Here is a 17,409-nt window from a genome sequence, read left to right on the forward strand (position 1 = left end):
GCCTCCGATCCTTAGTTACCTGGAAGTGTCCAACTTGCTTATCGTACACCGCTTGCGGGACGATTAGAGCGGGAAGGCCTTGTAAAAAGACTCCAGTGCAGTCCGCTGGCCCTGGGCTCGAAAGACCACGGTATCATTCTGCCAGATGACAAGTGCCTTGTGCTCGTCGTCGCCATCCGCCTTCTCTAGATAGGATCCGGTGACCGTGCCGCCGCTGCGAACATTGCCCGAGGCCAGCTCCTTGCCGGACATGCCCGTGGACTGGCTGTCATAGAGCGCCTTAGCATCCTCGCTCCTCGACCACTGAGCCAAGTGGAGGGTCACATCCCCGCCTGACTTGCCGGATGAGTAGACCAAGTTGTACTCCTCTATAGGCGTACGGGTGCTCCACTCGCTGTCGGAATCCGCTTTGACACGGGCGAACCCGCCCACCGTATCAGGCATGGCCTTGAGCAGCTCGGAAGCCGAATCGGGCAGGGGAACCGCCTTGACCTTGGGGCTGCTGGCCTGCGAGGGCTGTGAGGAGGCGGAAGCCGAGGCCTCGGCGACGGGCTCTTGGCCGCGCACCGCCCAGTGAGGCCAGACAAAGGCCGATAGGAGCACCAGGACCACCACTGCCGCCAGGGCGATGACCAGACCGATCCGTCGACGGCGCTGCTTGGCATGCGCGGAGGAGTCAGGGGAAGAGGACAGGGGTGCAGAAGGATTGTCAGCCATGCCTCCATTCTCTCATGGGCATGGTGTCGGCACTGCGAAGATGACGTAAAAGGCCAGCTTCTCGTCACTGAATCCCGATAGCGTGCAGGTATGGCCAAGACGACGACGCAATACGTGTGCACTGAGTGCGGCTGGACCGGCGGCAAGTGGTTCGGACGCTGCCCGGAATGCGGCCAGTGGGGAACCATCGAAGAGTTTCATGAAGCCCGTGTCGTAGGTGCAGGCGGTGGTCTGTCCTCCTCTGGCGGCAGTCATACGGCACCTGCGCCCCCAAAGACCGGCCTGGCCCGGCCCATCACCCGTGTAGGCACGGACCAGGTAAAGCGGATTCCCACGGGATTCAAGGAGTTCGACCGAGTTCTGGGCGGGGGTATCGTACCCGGGTCGGTCATTCTCTTGGCCGGCGAGCCGGGCATCGGCAAGTCCACCCTCCTGCTGGAGACCGCTGGCCGCGTGGCCGACCGGGGCGACCAGGGAGGCAAGGTGCTCTACATATCCGGCGAGGAGTCCCAGGCCCAGGTGCGAATGCGGGCCAGTCGCGTGGGAGCGCTCAAGGATTCACTGCTGCTGGCTTCGACGACCGACCTGGCCACGGTACTGGGGCTGATCGAGCGCGAGAAGCCGGCTCTGGCCATTGTAGACTCCGCCCAGACCATCGTCTCCAGTCAGGTCGACGGCATCTCCGGGGGCTCAACTCAGGTGCGAGAGGTGGCCATCAGCCTGATCGACATGGCCAAGTCGCACGATATCCCAATCCTCTTGGTAGGCCACGTGACCAAAGACGGATCCATAGCCGGGCCACGGACCCTGGAGCATCTGGTCGACGTCGTCTGCCAGTTCGAGGGCGATTCCCAGACCGCTTTACGCCTGCTGAGAGCCGTCAAGAATCGGTTCGGCCCCACCGACGAAGTGGGCTGCTTCGACATGGGCGAGCAGGGCATCGAGGAGGTCAGTGATCCTACGGGGCTCTTCCTGTCCACGGCCGGGCAGAAGGTGGAAGGCACCTGCGTGACCTTTACCTTGGACGGCCACCGCAGCCTACCCATCGAAATCCAAGCTCTGGTCACCTCCTCGGTTCTGCCCACTCCCCGTCGCAACACCAACGGAATCGATGCCAACCGCCTGGCCATGCTGGCCGCGGTGCTCTACCGCCACGGCCGAGTCAACCTGCTGACACGGGACCTGTATGTGTCCACCATCGCCGGCGGGCTGGCCAAGGAACCCGGATGCGATCTGGCCATCGTGGCCGCCCTGGCCAGTGCAGCCAAGTCCCGGCCCATCCTGCGCACCACCTGTGCCATGGGCGAGATATCCCTGACCGGACAGGTCAGGCCTGTGCCGCAGCTCAACCACCGACTGCAAGAGGCCGCTCGCCTGGGATTTACGCGAGCACTGGTCCCGCCTGATCGTCACTCAGGAGGTCGAAAGCCCATTCAGGGATTGGAAGTGGTCGAAGTCACTTATCTGGCCGAGGCTCTGGAGGCTCTGGGATTGGTCTGAAAAGTGGCCGGTGGTCCCCCTTTCACACCTTATGGCATTCACCTGCCGACTCGTTAACCTGCCGGGCTAGGATGGAGTCGCCGGAAGATCGACACCCATCATCATCGCGAGGAGCAGATCAGCATGACCATCTTGACCAGGAAAACCATACGCAGGCTGACGGCGGCCGCACTCACGACAGTCACGCTCATGGCCGGCGCGGCCTGCGGCTCCTCATCGAGCAACAGCGGGCAGTCAGCAGCCAAGCAGGACGTCACCCAGCAGACCATCAAGCCCGGCACATTGACCATTGCCACCGGAGACCCGGCCTATGCCCCTTACGTGCAGGACAACAAGCCCGAATCCGGCAAAGGCTACGAGGCAGCCGTGGCCTATGCAGTAGCAGAGAAAATGGGCTTCGACAAGGCGCACGTCACCTGGACCAGGACCACCTTTGATGCCGCCATCGCCCCAGGAAGCAAGGACTACGACCTGAACATCCAGCAATTCTCCATCACCCCGGAACGTCGGCAGGCCGTGGACTTCACTCCCAGCTACTACAACTCCACCCAGTCGCTGGTGGTCAGAAACAGCTCTCCATATGCTTCCGCCACCTCCCTGGCCCAGATCAAGGACGCCAAGATAGGAGCCATGGTCGGCTCCACCTCCTACGAGATGGCCCACAAGCTGGTCAAGCCCGACATCGACACCTTCAACGACGACGTGGCCTCATCCCAGGCCTTAGACGCCAATCAGATCGACGCGCTTGTCGTGGACACCCCCTCGGCCGTGACCATGGTCGATTCCGGGCAGGTCAAGAACGCCAAGATCCTCGGGCAGATCAAGGGCTCGCAGGATCCTGAGGGCATGGGCATAGTCCTGCCCAAGGGCTCCAAGCTGACCCCGGCCGCTTCCAAGGCCGTCACCGCCCTGAAGAAGGATGGGACCTTGGACAAGCTGCAGAAGCAGTGGCTGCACGTCTACACCTCCCTGCCTACCCTGGGCTGAGGGAAGAAAGGAAACCTTGTCGTTCATGGCCACCTCGGCACAGGACGCGGTCAGCGATATTCAACGGGAACGGGAACGCTACGGCCGTCGACAGAATCTGCGCTCAGTGGGGATCAGCATCGCCAGTACCCTGGTGTTGGCCCTGCTGATCGCTCTGGGGCTGCACGCCTCACCCGGCTGGCCGCGAGTCAAGCAGTCGTTTTTCTCCGGCGCCTACTTCGCCCAAGCCTTTCCCAAGGTCCTCCAGGGGCTCTGGCTCAATCTGGAGGTCCTCTTCTTCGCGGTCATCGGTGTGGCCCTGCTCGGCACCCTGCTGGCAATGATCCGCACCAGCCGCAACCCGCTGCTCTTCCCCCTGCGGGTGCTGGCCCAGGTCTACACCACGATCATGAGGGGCATCCCCATGATCGTGGTCCTCTACCTGATCGGCTTCGGCATTCCCGGACTGGCCATCTTCAACCGGATTCCGGCAGCCCTGTTGGGCACCGTAGCTGTCATCCTCTCCTATTCGGCCTACATCGCCGAGGTACTGAGGGCAGGCTTCCAGGACGTCGGCCCCTCCCAGAGAGCATCGGCACGCTCACTAGGCCTGACCTCAGGGCAGACCATGCGTCTGGTCGTCATTCCCCAGGCCCTGCGCAAGGTGGCTCCGGCACTGATGAACGACTTCATCTCCATGCAGAAGGACGTGGGGCTGATCTCGGTTCTGGGAGCCGTCGACGCGGTCAGGGCAGCCCAGATCATCGTGGCCACCTCCTACAACTTCACCCCCTACGTGGTGGCCTCGGTGCTCTTCATCGCCACCTCGGTCCCCTTCATCCTTCTCAACGACTGGTATTCCAACCGACTGCGCAAGCGCGAACAGAGCGGAGGCATGGTATGAGCAAACAGGCAGACGCCGATCAGAACCAACCGGTGCTCCGTTTGGAGGACGTGCGAAAGACCTACCCTGGGGGCAACAAGGTCCTACGCGGCATTTCCATGACCATCATGCCTCATGAAACCGTGGCCCTGCTAGGTCCCTCCGGGTCGGGCAAGTCCACCCTGATGAAGTGCATCAACCTGCTGGAGACCGTCAACGACGGACGGATATGGCTGGGCGGCACCGACATCACCGATCCCAGGATCAACCAGGATGCCTGCCGGGCCAGAATCGGCGTGGTTTTCCAGCAGTTCAATCTCTTTCCCCACATGAACGTCCTGAAAAACGTGACTCTGGGAGCCATCAAGGTTCACGGCATGCCTAAGGATCAGGCCAGGGAGCGGGCCCTGGATCTGCTGGATCGAATCGGCATGAAGAAGAAAGCCGGAGCCTACCCCGACCAACTCTCCGGCGGCCAGCAGCAGCGGGTGGCCATCGTCCGAGCCCTGATGACCGACCCGGAACTGCTCCTACTGGATGAGATCACCTCAGCTCTGGACCCCATGTTGGTAGGCGAGGTCCTGGCCATGGTCTCGGAGCTGACCGCCGGAGGCACCACTATTCTCATGGCCACCCACGAGATGAGTTTCGCCCATCATGCAGCCAACCGGGTTGTCCTGCTGCTGGACGGTGTCATCGCCGAGAACGGAACACCGCAAGAGGTCATGGACGAGTCTGAGAATCCGCGAACCAGGGAGTTTTTTAGCCACTTCCGAGGACTGTGAGTTCCAAAGTCCATACAATCTTCAGTTGACGGAAAACACTCTTCCTGCAGTCTTGGTCAGCTCCAGGGTGCGATCGGCATCCAGGGCCAGCTGTTGTTTGAGGGGCTCCTCGCCCGCATACCGTTTCTGACCGCGCAGACGGCTGAGGAATTCCACCCGGATCCTGTGACCGTACAGGTCCACCCAATCCGGCCTGACAGCGTTAGCCTCCAGGATTCTTGGCATCTGCTGGCCAGGGGCCAGAAAGGTCTCCTTGGTGCCAATGGAAATGGCGGCAGGCATCCGCCAAGGCGAGCCCTGAGCCAGCCGCCCCTCCTGTCCCTCCGACGTCGCCATAGGATCCGTAGGCAGACCCAGGTCAACCAGCCAGCCTGCATAGACTCCATCTGCGGGCATCATCCCCTGGCTGTCGGGAGCAAGATTGGCAGTCGGAAATCCCAAGCGACGGCCCCGTTGCTCCCCATGGACCACCGTTCCTTGAACCATGTGCGGTCGGCCCAGAATATCCAGTGCCGCATCCACATCGCCATCCAGGATCAACTGCCGAAGGTGAGAACTGCTCCAGGCTCTTACCTGATGTCGCTCCAGGCCGTCAGAGCCAGGTAGGTTGCAGACTCCAGGGCCCTGGTCGTCCACTACTTCCAAGTCGAACAATCCAGTGTCCGCCAAGTCGCCAATCGCCTTGATATCGCCAACCCGCCCTGCGCCCATATGCGCATCGCGGCCCAAGACCAGAGCTCGCATGGTCAGCTGTTCGGTAAGCTGCTTGAGGAAGAACCGATAAGACTTGGCTGCAAAGGCCAGGGTGTATCGCACCACCACAACCTGATCCAGGCCCAGCTGAGCCATCAGCCGCATGCGCTCCTCCAGAGGCATGATCTGATCAGGGTCATGGCGAATCAGGTCCGGGGACGGTTCAGTCATGTCATGACTGTCAGCAAAGCTATGGACCAGTTTGGGACTGGGGTCGAAGACCAGGGCCATGGGCCGATCCCGATTCTTGGCTGCGAGCTCGACCACTCGGCGCAGGATGGCCTGATGGCCCCGGTGCATGCCATCGAAGACACCGATGGTGACCACGCTCGACCGGGCCCCCAAGGTTCCCGGCCACTTGACAATGCCCGACTCGTCCGGGCTGACATGGCTGACCTTCATCCGCTTCCCATCACTTAATTATGGCGGCCCCGAACCCGGGCACCGAAAATTCCTCAAGCACTGTATTCCCACCATCGCACCCTGGCAAGACCCTCGTGCTAAACACGAACCTACGCACTCAAGCCTCAGGGCGGAAGACCACATCCGGCTTGGCCCCGCCTCGTGGACTGGGCACCAGGATAGCAGCTAGCCGCTGCCTGCCCTCAGGTCCGGCCAGAGCAGCCGTGGGCCCGGTGACAGACAGATCCAAGAATCCGCCGTTGGCCACTCTGGCGGCCTGCTCGGCATCCAGATTCAGGACGGGCATTGTCATGCGTGCCGCCTGCACAAGACTCAGAGAGCCATCCAACATCGCCTGCCGGTCGCGGTCCAGGACCATGCGACTGCGAACGACCGTCTGACCCTGGCGATTCCGGTAGGTGTGAGGGACCGCATGACCGCCCAGAACCCTGGATGCCAGGTCGGAATTCTCCAGGTCGAATGAACCCACTCGAATCCTTCTTAGGGCCGTCAAGTGGCCGCCCAGATCCAGGTGTTCGCCTAGATCACGAGCCAGGGCGCGGATGTAGGTGCCGCTGGAGCAAGTCACCTCCACGTCCGCATCGACCACCTTGACTCCCAGATCAGGCAAATCCACGCGACGAAAGTCAAGCAGACGGAAGGATGCAATCCGAATGCGTCGAGGCTCCAGCTTGACCTTCTGGCCCGCGCGAGCCAGGTCATAGGCCCGTCTGCCGTTGACCTTGATGGCGGAGAAGGCATCGGGCACCTGCTCGATCCAGCCGGTGAAACAGCCATCAATCAGATCCTGCAGACCCTGGGCTGTAAGCTCGTCCACCCTCTGCGCAGCTCCAGGACGCACCGGTAGCAAATCCCCATCCGCATCGTCCGTGGTAGTGCCCAGTCCCAGACGAATAGTGGCTTTATAGGTTTTGTCGTGGCCGACGATAACCGTCAGCAAGCGCGTGGCCTGGCCGAACCCTACGACCAGCAGGCCAGTGGCCATGGGATCCAGGGTCCCGGCATGGCCTACGCGACGCATGCTGAGGCCAGAACGAACGGCAGCCACCACGTCATGGCTGGTCACACCGCTCGGCTTGTCAACAAGGATGATGCCCGAGGTCGGTTCACCAGTGCCTGACTCCATACCATCCGACGACTCGGAAGCCTTTGCTCCATCGTTGCCTTCACCGGTCGGTTTCATCCGCATCCTCTGCCGCAGGTTCATCCGGGACGGAGTCCGACCCATCGGTCTCTTCCTCGTCGTCATGCCTGTATGGATCGGGGTCGCCGGCATAGCTGGCATTGACCCGGGCTTTGGCCATGGCCTCGTCCCGCTGACGAGCAATGGTCAGCACATCCTCAATCTCGGTCGCCTCGGCAGGCACCTCATCGTAGATGAAGCGCAGCGTAGGCGTCAGCCGCAGACCGGCCCGGGCACCAACCAGGGTGCGCAGCCTGCCAGAGGCCTGCCGCAGGGCTTGCTGGGCGCGCTTGCGCTCCCCGGCCTCATGGCCCGACCGACCCAGCTGGGTCCAATAGATTTTGGCTATCTGCAGGTCGTTGGTGACCCGAACCTCAGTGACGGTGACCCCTGCCAGGCGCTTGTCGTGCATCTGGGACTCCAGCGCAGAGGCTACGACCCGTTGTATCAGGGCCGCTATGCGTACAGCGCGGGGATTTCCAGCCATCATGATTCCTTTCTCGAACCGTCCATGACCAATCTTCGCATTCATGGACATCCGCCCCGGCCAGGGAGTACCCAGACCGGGGCGGATCGCCACGGACCCTCCGACATGTGGTCGGAGGGTCGACAGGCTCTACTTGCGTTCCACTTCCTGCATCTCGTAGGTCTCGATGATGTCGCCCACCTCGATGTCGTTGAAGGAGCCCAGGTTGATGCCAGCCTCGTAGCCTTCGGACACCTCGTTGACATCGTCCTTGAACCGGCGCAGGGAGGAGATCTCCAGGTCATTGACAGTGACCACCCCGTTGCGGGCGATTCGAGCCTTGGTGCCCCGCTTGACGGTGCCATCCTGGACCATGACGCCCGCGATGTTGCCGAACTTGGAGGAGCGGAAGATCTCGCGGATCTCGGAGTGGGAGGTGGTGACCTCCTCGTACTCCGGCTTGAGCATGCCTTTGAGCGCGGCCTCGATGTCCTCGATGGCGTTGTAGATGACCGAGTAGTACTTAATCTCCACGCCCTCGCGGTCTGCCAGATCCTGGACCTGCCGGTTGGGTCGAACGTTGAAGCCGATGATGACGGCCTTGTCGACCGTGGCCAGGTTGACATCGTTCTGAGTAATGGCGCCCACGCCCCGGTGGATGACCTGAATCCCGACCTCGTCGGAGACCGCGATCTTCATCAGAGAATCTTCCAGGGCCTCGACCGAGCCGGAAGAGTCGCCCTTGATGACGATGTTGAGCATGTCCACCTCGGACTTGGCGAACTGCTCCTTCAGGCTCTCCAAGGAGACCACCTTACGGCGCTTGGCTAGCTGAGCTGCGCGGGCCGAAGCCTCGCGCTTCTCGGCGATCTGACGGGCGGTGCGATCGTCGGGCGCGACCAGGAAGAGGTCGCCGGCGGTAGGCACCGAGGTAAGCCCCAGCACCTGCACGGGTGTGGAGGGGCCGGCAGCATCCATCTGCCGACCGTTCTCGTCCAGCATGGCACGCACACGGCCATAGGCCGATCCAGCCACAATGGCATCGCCCACATGCAGGGTCCCCTGCTGAACCAGCACAGTGGCCACAGCTCCACGGCCCTTGTCCAGCCGGGCCTCGACTGTGGCGCCGCGAGCGTCCATGTCGGGGTTGGCCCGAAGGTCAAGGTCGGCATCGGCAGTCAGCAGGACGGCTTCCAGGAGCTTGTCCACATTGGTGCCCAGCTTGGCGGAGATGTCGACAAACATGGTGTCGCCGCCGTACTCTTCGGATACCAGGCCGAACTCGGTCAGCTGGCCACGCACCTTCTGGGGGTTGGCTCCCTCGACATCGATCTTGTTGACAGCCACCACAATGGGCACATGAGCTGCCTGCGCGTGATTGATGGCCTCCACGGTCTGCGGCATGACGCCGTCATCCGCGGCCACTACCAGGATGGCCACATCGGTCAGTTCGGCACCGCGGGCACGCATGGCCGTAAAGGCCTCGTGACCAGGGGTATCCAGGAAGGTAATCTTGCGATCCTCACCGTCCAGGGTGACCGTGGCCTGGTAGGCCCCGATGCGCTGGGTGATACCGCCAGCTTCCTGGGTGGTCGTGTTGGTCTTCCGGATGGTGTCCAGCAGCCGGGTCTTGCCGTGGTCGACATGGCCCATGACCGTGACCACTGGAGGCCTGGGCTGCAGGTTCTTGTCATCCTGGTCCTCACGTTCTTCGTCCAGGTTGATGTCGAACTGCTGAAGGAGCTCCTTGTCCTCCTCCTCGGCAGAAACGATGCGGATCTTCCATCCAATCTCGTCGCCCAAGATCTGGAAAGTGGCCTCATCCAGGGACTGAGTGGCTGTGGCCATCTCGCCCAGGTGGAAGAGCACCGTGACCAGGGCAGCAGGGTTGACGTTGATCTTGTCGGCCAGATCAGCCAGGGTAGCACCCTGACGAAGCTGAACGGTACGACCGTTTCCTGCAGGAATGCGCACACCGCCGATGACGGGTGCTTTCATCTCCTGGAATTCATGCCTCTTCGCCATCCGGTTCTTACGAGCCTTGGAGGACTTGCCTCCCTGGCGGCCGAAAGCTCCAGCAGCACCGCCGCGGCCGCGACCGCCGCGGCCCGACCCGCTACGGAATCCGCCTGAAGGTGCCGACGAAGCGCCGCCAAAACGGCTGCCGCCACCTTGGTGGGTCTGCTGGCCTGGACGGCTATGGCCCCACTGCCCTGGACGGGCAGCCTGTCCGGTACGACCGCCACGACCGTTGCGGAATCCGCCCCGGCCTCTGCGTGAGTCGTTGACGGTAGGCCTGGCCATGGGGTGCGGCCTGGGAATGTCTGAAGGCATGGGGGCCTTCATCCCCTGCTTGCGGCTGAAAGGATTGTTGCCTGGACGAGGCGTGGATGCTCCCGGACGTGCGCCATGACGCGCTGGCGAAGCCCCGGAGCCACCGGAACGACCGTTGTTGTGCGAGCCCTGGGGGCCGGGCTTGCCCATGGCTGAGGGCTTGGGCCCACGGGACTGGTTGTGCTGCTCATGCTCGTTGCGGTTACCGTGGGGAGCACCAGGCTTGGGGAAGTGACCACCGGGACGCTGCTGACCCCGCGGCGCCTCGACACCAGCCGAAGGCCGACGGTTCTGTCCGGGCTTGGGCCCAGGTGTGGATTGCTGCTTGGTGCCGCCGGACTGCGAGCGGCCATGCTGACCCTGGCCGCTTCCATGATTAGGGTTGCCTGGGCGGGCATTTCGTGCAGCGGCCTGGCCAGCGTCGCCCTGACCCTTCTGAGGGAAAGCATTCTTGAGTCGACGGACCACAGGGGCCTCGACAGTGGAGGATGCGGACTTGACGAACTCGCCCATGTCCTTCAATTTCGCCAGAACAGTCTTGCTGTCTACGCCAAATTCCTTGGCCAGCTCATACACGCGTGCTTTGGGCACTTACTTTCTCCTTACCGGACCGCGCATATGACCGGCGCGATCACTCTTTCATGACGGCGAACATATCCTGTCTCATCGTGCGACCATGATCGTGTTACCTCGTCTCTGTGCCGGGGCCGACGGCATGAACCACCGGACTCGGGATACCGGGTCCAGCATACTCGCGTCCTCGGATGTTTGCTCTCATGCGTCTTCACCAGCAGCCGAAGGGGATTGCGCCTGCAGCTCACGCAATTTTTGCTGGTGGGTCTCCTCGGACTCGATGCCGATCTTCCAGCCCGTTAGCTTGGCAGCCAGACGGGCGTTCTGGCCCTCTTTGCCGATGGCCAGAGAAAGCTGGGCATCCTTGATGAAGGCAATGGCGGTACGGTTGGACTCGCTGACGATCTGCACTTGGCGGACCACAGCTGGAGACAGGGCCGCAGCCACGAATTCAGCTGGATCCTTGGACCAGTCCACAATGTCGATCTTCTCAGGGCCCAGATTCTCCATGACGGCACGAACGCGAGCACCGCCAGGGCCGATCAGGGCACCCTTGGGATTGACCCCCTTGCTGTTGGCCCGGACCGCAATCTTGGTTCTGGCCCCGGCCTCACGGGCGATGGCCATGATGGAGACTGCACCGGAAACCAGCTCAGGCACCTCCCGCTCAAAGAGACGGCGAACCAGCTCCGGATGGGAACGCGACACGATGATTTCCGGCCCCTTGAGCCCACGGGAGACATTGACCACGTAGACACGGATCCGCTGGCCATGCCGGTAATGCTCTCCAGGCACCTGCTCGCGGCGGGGCAGAATGGCCTCGACATTATCCACGGCCACATGCACATTGCCGGGGTCACTGGCATCCTGCTGCACGATTCCGGTGATCAGGTGACCCTTCTGACCCGAGAAAGCTCCGAAGACTCGCTCATCATCGGCCTCACGGAAGAGCTGGCGGATAACCTGGCGGGCGGTGGAGGCCGCCAGCCGATCGAAGTCCTTTGGTGTGTCGTCGTATTCCTCACCCAGGTCGTATCCCGGTTCAGGCTCTTCAGGCGTGGGTTCTCGAGCGATCTCATCCTGTGCCCAGATGGTGAAAGTCCCCGCACGTTCGTCAAGCTCCACCCGTGCGTGTTTGGCTGCGTGAGGCGACTTCTGGTAGGCCAGAAGAAGGGCCTCGCTCAGTGCTTGATCCAAGGTCTCGGCATCAATCCCTTGTTCGTGTGCCAGCTGATGAATTTCAGCCAGGTCCAGTTCCATGTCAAGACCTCCTATGAAGTTATTCAGACTGCGCTTCTTTTAGTCTGCAATGCCTACTATTCTAGCCTTTCATGCAGACACTGCCGGTTCTTGAATACCACGGGTGGGCGAGTCATCGGCCGTCGATTCTAGCACGACGGACGAGGACCGGCATCGCAGTACTTCTGGTGGCTGTCACCCTATCAGGATGCGCACCTTCAGCGGTGCATGTCAGTCAGCACGATCCCGATAATCTCCGCCCCACTGCCTGCGAACAGGCATGGACGCGAGCCCGGCAGTCGGAACAGCTTCACAAGCATCAGTCAGACAACCGAGCCCAGGCCTGGACCCAAGCGGCCCGCGAATGCCCTGCCAGGCTGGATGAAGCCACAGTGCACGCAGCCCAGGCTTTGACGGCCTCCCAGGGCGGGCAGACCAATCGTCAAACGGCTACACTCAGATTGGTCCAGGCTGCACAGCGGTTGGATCCGCTGGCCAAGGCGCTGCCCGTCGAATTGGCCGATCAGGCCATCACAGGCGAAGACCGTTCCGGATTCGAACTCTCGGTCCTCGCGGCCCGCAAGACCGATGCCGCATGGATGCTGACCCTAGCCGATGCGCACACTGCAGCCGCCCAGATTCTGGCCGGTCACTCCAAGCACGATCCCAGGCAGGGAGTCTATCCCACCACTGATCTGCTGGCGCACCCCGACGAGTCCACCGACCCTGCCAACGGAATACAGACTCCTACTCCTGCCCTGATTGAAATGGATACGGCCCGGTCCCTTCTGGCCGTGGGGAGAAAACTGAACGGCTCCGCAGGCACCATACGAACTGATGTCAGCAAGAACGCGAAAAGCCACCAAGAGGCCACATCTGCCCTGATCGACATGGTTGTAGCCCACTTGTCCATGGCCATGAACCTCGGTTACCCTGCCACATCGTCAGCCCTGTTGCAGACACCAAAGCATTGACGGCAACGGCGGACCATCGACCTGCCGGTTCCGCCGATCGTTCACTCATAAGTTTCCGCATTCGTATATGCAGGCAATCCCTGCCCATGCATGACCAAAACCTGACCAATCGCGATCAAAGATCATCAAGCAAACGAATCAATTAGTACTTATCTACAGATTTCACGAAACTTTGCGGTGGCGACATCGGTTCAGACAGTGATATTATAGAACGTGTTCCATAGGAGCATTCCATAGGAACGCGGGGGGTATGAACCCGTGCAATGTAGGAGGCGACCCGGTGTTGACCATCGCATCGCCTTCTGCATTGGACGGTCTTTTATTTGCCTAAGATCAAGAATCAGGGCCATGTCAGCCCGGATAACCAAAGCGGGCACAAGGAAGACCAATTCCGGCTGAAAATCAGCCAATCCATCTGTTGCCATGCTCAGTTATCATGCAAAACCAATCTTCCGTGGACTGCATATCAGCAACAATAACGAAACTCGACTCCACGGGTTAGCCACTGCAACTTGGGAATGCGGCAACAGTATTTACATACCAAAAAGCCCCGACCGTCGGGTCAGGGCCAATGGGGGCGGTTGAGGCGAGATTCGAACTCGCGGAGGGAGTTGCCCTCACACGCTTTCGAGGCGTGCTCCTTAGACCGCTCGGACACTCAACCATGGTCGTTGCCCGACACTGCCGAACAACAACTTTTCTATTATGCCACAGAGTCCCTACCTGGCAAACGGCGTGGCGCAGTCAACGGTCGCTACAAAACAGCCCGGTGCGTCATAGTGTACGGCGGGCACGGATGGCCTGCGCTCGTTCAGCAAGCTGGTCATCAGGCGGGTAGGCTACTTGCTCCAGGGTCAGGCCCCGAGCAGCTATGGGACCAGTGGAACCTTCACGCAAGGGGTGGGCGATCTTGTCGGCAAACCATTGCACGGACCGGCGCCCCAGGCCCACCTGAATGCAGGCCGCGACCAACGAGCGGACCATGTTATGGGCAAATGCATCGGCTACGATCCGGAAGACGGTCAGCCCGGACTCCATGAAAGGCGGAAGGTATCCGACGGCACTCTGCTCCGGGGCAACACCGAACAGATTCACAGTCGGAACCAGGTCCCAGTGTGCTGCCTTGACCTTGCGGATGGTCGTGCCCCCAGGGTTCGGCCTGGCGAAAGATCCGAAGTCATGCAAACCGATGCACTCCACTGCAGCCTCGTTCATAGCTTCCAGATCCAGGCTCCCCTCCAGGTCCAGCACATAACCCCGCATGCGTGGATCCCCCGGCCGACCCCCCTGGCTGACCCGATACAGGTAAGTGCGTTCCAAGGCAGAGAAGCGGGCATCGAAACCCATGGGAGCAGCTCGGAGCCCTAGCAGCACGATGTCAGCAGGCAACAGGTGGCGGAGACGGCGTTCCAGGGCCAAAACACCATCAACCCCCATATGTCCCCTGCAGGCCTCGAGCACAACTTCAGGAATGTCCAGGTGCGCCACCTGATGAGATGCGTGGACCCCAGTGTCGGTCCTGCCAGCCACGACCAGCCTTGGTTCCCAGACGACTTGACTATGGGAAACCTCGCCATCTGATTTGCGGGCCCCAGTTATCAGAGACAGGGCATGCTCGATGCAGCCTTGGACCGTGCGAAGCCCAGGCTGCCGGGCCCAACCGTGGAAGCCGCCGCCGTCGTAAGCCAGATCCATGCGCAGCCTGACAAGGGACATGTTCTTTTCCTGATGCTCCATCGAGACCTCCCTGGCACCAATGACAAACGGGGCCGGAGAGCCATGCTCCCCGACCCCGTCATCAGAATAAAGACCGATTACTCAGCGGCCTTCTCGGCATCCTCAGCCACGTCGGCGTCTTCCTCAGCCTGGGCTGCTGCCTGATCCGCCTTGTCAGCGGTCTGCTCCAGATCCTCTGCAGCCTGGTCGGCCTGTGCCACGTCCTGATCGGACTCGTTGGCTTCGACGGCCTGGTCGACAGCATCCTTGGCTGCGCCTTCGGCGACGGCAGCATCAGTGGCGGCAGCCACCTCGGCGTTGTCGTCCTTGGCGGCCACCTTGGCTGCGGACTCAGCCTCCTTGACCACGGCCTTCTTGGCGGACAGAGGCTCGGTGACCAGCTCGATCACGGCCTGCGGGGAGTTGTCTCCACGGCGGGGCGCTATCTTGGTGATTCGTGTGTAGCCACCCTCACGCTGCTGCATTTGCTCAGCGATCTGCGTGAACAAGATGTGGACCACAGACTTGTCGCGGATGACGCGCATGACGCGGCGGCGGGCAGGCAGATCCCCGCGCTTTGCGAAGGTGATCAGCCGCTCAGCCAGCGGACGCAGGCGCTTGGCCTTGGGCAGGGTGGTCGTGATACGGCCGTTGGCGAAGAGGCTGGTGGCCATGTTTGCCAGCATCAACCGCTCGTGCGCCGGGCTGGAGGCCAGACGTGGGCCCTTGCTAGGTTTTGGCATTGGATTATCTCCTTACGGCCCGGGAGGACAGGTGGGCATACGCCCGAACATCCGACTTCCCGGAATTTCTGTCAGCAGGCGACGGAACCCTTCCCCCTCGCCCGCTCATACGAAGGTTGCAATCCCTCACTCGTCGTCAGGCGAGAAGAAGGTGCCTCCCTCGAGATTATTAGTGTCGAAGCCCAGCGGGGAGGCCTTCAGCGACAGCCCCATGCCCTCAAGCTTCTCCTTGACCTCGTCGATGGACTTCATGCCGAAGTTGCGGATGTCCAGCAGATCCTGCTCGGTATGCGAAACCAGCTCGCCGATGGTATGGATTCCTTCGCGCTTGAGGCAGTTGTAGGAACGCTGCGTCAGGTTCAGGTCCTCAATCGGCACGGACATCTGCGGATCCGCCTCTTCCACCACAGGCTCGGGTCCGACTTCCACGCCCTCGGCCTGGGTGTTGAGCTCGCGGCAGAGGCCGAAGAGCTCGACCAGGGTCGACCCGGCGGACGCCACCGCGTCACGCGGCGAGATGGCGGGCTTGGTCTCCACGTCCAGGATCAGCTTGTCGAAATCCGTGCGCTGCTCGACACGGGTGGCCTCGACCTTGTAGCTGACCTTGAGCACAGGAGAGTAGATGGAATCGACCGGGATGCGGCCGATCTCATCGTTGTCCTGCTTGTTGAGCTGGGCCTGGACGTATCCACGCCCACGCTCCACCGTAAACTCGATCTCCAGCTCGCCATCCTCGGCAAGGGTCGCGATATGCAGATCAGGATTGGCCACGGTGACGCCGGCCGGCGGAGTAATATCTCCGGCGGTGGCCTCGCCCTTGCCGCTCTTGCGCAAATACATGACCACGGGCTCGTCGTACTCGCTGGTCAGCACGATGCCTTTGATGTTGAGCAGGATCTCAGTGACGTCCTCCTCCACACCTGGCAGCGTGGTGAACTCGTGCAGGGCACCCGAGATGCGGACCGAGGTCACAGCCGCACCAGGTATGGAGCTCAGCAGGGTACGACGCAGGGAGTTGCCCAGGGTGTACCCGAATCCGGGCTCCAAGGGCTCGATGGTGAAACGGGAGCGCTGGGCATTGACGACTTCTTCAGTAAGAGTCGGACGCTGTGCAATAAGCACTGTTGCTATCCTTTCAGCTCCGACCGGTGGTGCACTCACCGGTCTTCGCGGGTGGATTCATGGGTTTTCTAGTGCTCAGACGCGACGGCGCTTGGGAGGACGAACGCCATTGTGTGCCTGTGGGGTCACATCGGAGATGGAACCGACCTCCAGGCCTGCGGACTGCAGGGAGCGGATGGCGGTCTCACGGCCCGAACCCGGGCCCTTGACGAAGACATCCACCTTCTTGACCCCATGCTCCATGGCCTTGCGGGCGGCGGATTCGGCAGCCATGCCCGCTGCGTAGGGGGTGGACTTGCGGGAGCCCTTGAAGCCTACATCGCCGCCCGAAGCCCAGGCCACTACAGCACCGGAAGGATCGGTGATGGAGATGATGGTGTTGTTAAATGTTGACTTGATATGCGCCTGCCCGACCGGAACCGACTTGCGATCCCGACGACGAGGCTTGCGCGCGGCCTGCTTTGCTGCTGCCATTGATCCTCGTTTCCTTGTCACGAATAACGAATAACTGATTGCTGTGCGAACTATCGGGGACCCTTATCCCCGCTTCGCATTCGGCCTTACTTGGTCGCCTTCTTCTTTCCGGCGACGGTGCGCTTGGGTCCCTTGCGGGTGCGGGCGTTGGTCTTGGTCCGCTGGCCGCGCACGGGCAGGCCCCGGCGGTGGCGCTGGCCCTGATAGCAATTGATCTGGATCTTACGGCGAATATCGGCGTCGATCTCACGACGCAGATCACCCTCGATCTTGTAGTTTCCCTCGAGGTAATCACGCAGCGTAATGAGCTGCTCGTCCGTGAGATCCTTGACGCGGGTGTCCGGATTCACTCCGGTCGCGGCAAGTGTTTCCTTGGCGCGAGTACGCCCCACACCGAAGATGTAGGTGAGGGCTATCTCTATGCGCTTCTCGTTGGGGATGTCGACTCCGGCAAGACGTGCCATTGCGATTCCTTTTTGCTCTACGCAGGTCGTGCACCGAGTCTTCCGGTCTCCCGGCCCGGGCCTGCGCACCCGGGGTTCAGCCTGTTGGCTGTGA

General features: G+C 61.6%; 16 protein-coding genes and 1 tRNA gene. 5 read left to right on the plus strand and 12 right to left on the minus strand.

What is annotated here, in order from left to right; genetic code table 11:
• Positions 1-63 precede the first annotated feature (63 nt).
• Positions 64-717: a hypothetical protein gene (locus DKK74_RS06535; RefSeq protein ID WP_110413354.1), complete on the minus strand. Its 654-nt coding sequence runs from the start codon at positions 715-717 to the stop codon at positions 64-66.
• 90 nt (positions 718-807) lie between these two features.
• Between DKK74_RS06535 and radA the strand changes: the two genes are divergently transcribed.
• The 4 genes from radA to DKK74_RS06555 all read left to right on the plus strand — a co-directional run bounded on the left by radA (position 808) and on the right by DKK74_RS06555 (position 4,851).
• Entirely contained in the window at positions 808-2,217 is a 1,410-nt protein-coding gene (gene radA / locus DKK74_RS06540) for a DNA repair protein RadA (protein WP_110413355.1), read from the plus strand.
• A 123-nt stretch (positions 2,218-2,340) separates the two neighbouring features.
• Positions 2,341-3,204 carry an ABC transporter substrate-binding protein gene (locus tag DKK74_RS06545; protein WP_110413356.1) on the plus strand — a complete coding sequence of 288 codons (864 nt, stop codon included), beginning with the start codon at positions 2,341-2,343 and terminating at the stop codon, positions 3,202-3,204.
• Between the two features lie 25 nt (positions 3,205-3,229).
• The gene (locus DKK74_RS06550) at positions 3,230-4,087 is read left to right on the plus strand and encodes an amino acid ABC transporter permease (RefSeq protein ID WP_045935696.1); all 858 of its coding nucleotides are present in this window, start codon (positions 3,230-3,232) and stop codon (positions 4,085-4,087) included.
• On the plus strand, positions 4,084-4,851 hold the full coding sequence (locus tag DKK74_RS06555; protein WP_110413357.1) for an amino acid ABC transporter ATP-binding protein: 768 nt from the start codon (positions 4,084-4,086) through the stop codon (positions 4,849-4,851). The genes DKK74_RS06550 and DKK74_RS06555 overlap by 4 nt, the downstream gene beginning before the upstream one ends.
• 21 nt (positions 4,852-4,872) lie before the next feature.
• Here the strand turns inward: DKK74_RS06555 and ribF are convergent, their stop codons facing one another.
• From ribF to nusA, 5 genes are all read right to left on the minus strand, one after another.
• The gene (ribF, locus tag DKK74_RS06560) at positions 4,873-6,006 is read right to left on the minus strand and encodes a bifunctional riboflavin kinase/FMN adenylyltransferase (protein ID WP_110413358.1); all 1,134 of its coding nucleotides are present in this window, start codon (positions 6,004-6,006) and stop codon (positions 4,873-4,875) included.
• A 118-nt stretch (positions 6,007-6,124) separates the two neighbouring features.
• A complete protein-coding gene (gene truB / locus DKK74_RS06565) occupies positions 6,125-7,210 on the minus strand; it encodes a tRNA pseudouridine(55) synthase TruB (protein WP_258334485.1) in 1,086 nt (361 codons plus the stop codon).
• Positions 7,194-7,697: a 30S ribosome-binding factor RbfA gene (rbfA, locus tag DKK74_RS06570; protein ID WP_110413664.1), complete on the minus strand. Its 504-nt coding sequence runs from the start codon at positions 7,695-7,697 to the stop codon at positions 7,194-7,196. Before rbfA ends, truB begins: the two co-directional genes overlap by 17 nt.
• A gap of 129 nt (positions 7,698-7,826) precedes the next feature.
• Complete coding sequence (gene infB / locus DKK74_RS06575) at positions 7,827-10,601, minus strand: translation initiation factor IF-2 (RefSeq protein ID WP_110413359.1); 2,775 nt, start codon at positions 10,599-10,601, stop codon at positions 7,827-7,829.
• 183 nt (positions 10,602-10,784) lie between these two features.
• Complete coding sequence (gene nusA, locus DKK74_RS06580; RefSeq protein WP_046323291.1) at positions 10,785-11,843, minus strand: transcription termination factor NusA; 1,059 nt, start codon at positions 11,841-11,843, stop codon at positions 10,785-10,787.
• 371 nt (positions 11,844-12,214) lie between these two features.
• Here nusA and DKK74_RS06585 point away from each other — a divergent pair, with 371 nt between their 5' ends.
• Positions 12,215-12,796, plus strand: a complete 582-nt coding sequence (locus DKK74_RS06585; protein WP_181414949.1) for a hypothetical protein — start codon at positions 12,215-12,217, stop codon at positions 12,794-12,796.
• 578 nt (positions 12,797-13,374) lie between these two features.
• Here DKK74_RS06585 and DKK74_RS06590 read toward each other — a convergent pair.
• From DKK74_RS06590 to rpsM, 6 genes are all read right to left on the minus strand, one after another.
• Positions 13,375-13,460, minus strand: a tRNA-Ser gene (locus tag DKK74_RS06590).
• Positions 13,461-13,570: 110 nt separating this feature from the next.
• Positions 13,571-14,533: a tRNA pseudouridine synthase A gene (locus tag DKK74_RS06595; RefSeq protein ID WP_110413361.1), complete on the minus strand. Its 963-nt coding sequence runs from the start codon at positions 14,531-14,533 to the stop codon at positions 13,571-13,573.
• A gap of 77 nt (positions 14,534-14,610) precedes the next feature.
• Positions 14,611-15,255 (minus strand): 50S ribosomal protein L17, encoded by a 645-nt coding sequence (gene rplQ, locus DKK74_RS06600; protein ID WP_110413362.1) that lies wholly within the window; start codon positions 15,253-15,255, stop codon positions 14,611-14,613.
• Between the two features lie 126 nt (positions 15,256-15,381).
• Entirely contained in the window at positions 15,382-16,377 is a 996-nt protein-coding gene (locus DKK74_RS06605; RefSeq protein ID WP_015022327.1) for a DNA-directed RNA polymerase subunit alpha, read from the minus strand.
• Positions 16,378-16,452: 75 nt separating this feature from the next.
• Entirely contained in the window at positions 16,453-16,851 is a 399-nt protein-coding gene (gene rpsK / locus DKK74_RS06610) for a 30S ribosomal protein S11 (protein WP_015022328.1), read from the minus strand.
• Between the two features lie 86 nt (positions 16,852-16,937).
• Entirely contained in the window at positions 16,938-17,315 is a 378-nt protein-coding gene (rpsM, locus tag DKK74_RS06615; RefSeq protein ID WP_015022329.1) for a 30S ribosomal protein S13, read from the minus strand.
• Positions 17,316-17,409: the final 94 nt, after the last annotated feature.

This window comes from Bifidobacterium asteroides (genome assembly GCF_003202755.1).
Taxonomy (GTDB): domain Bacteria; phylum Actinomycetota; class Actinomycetes; order Actinomycetales; family Bifidobacteriaceae; genus Bombiscardovia; species Bombiscardovia asteroides_F.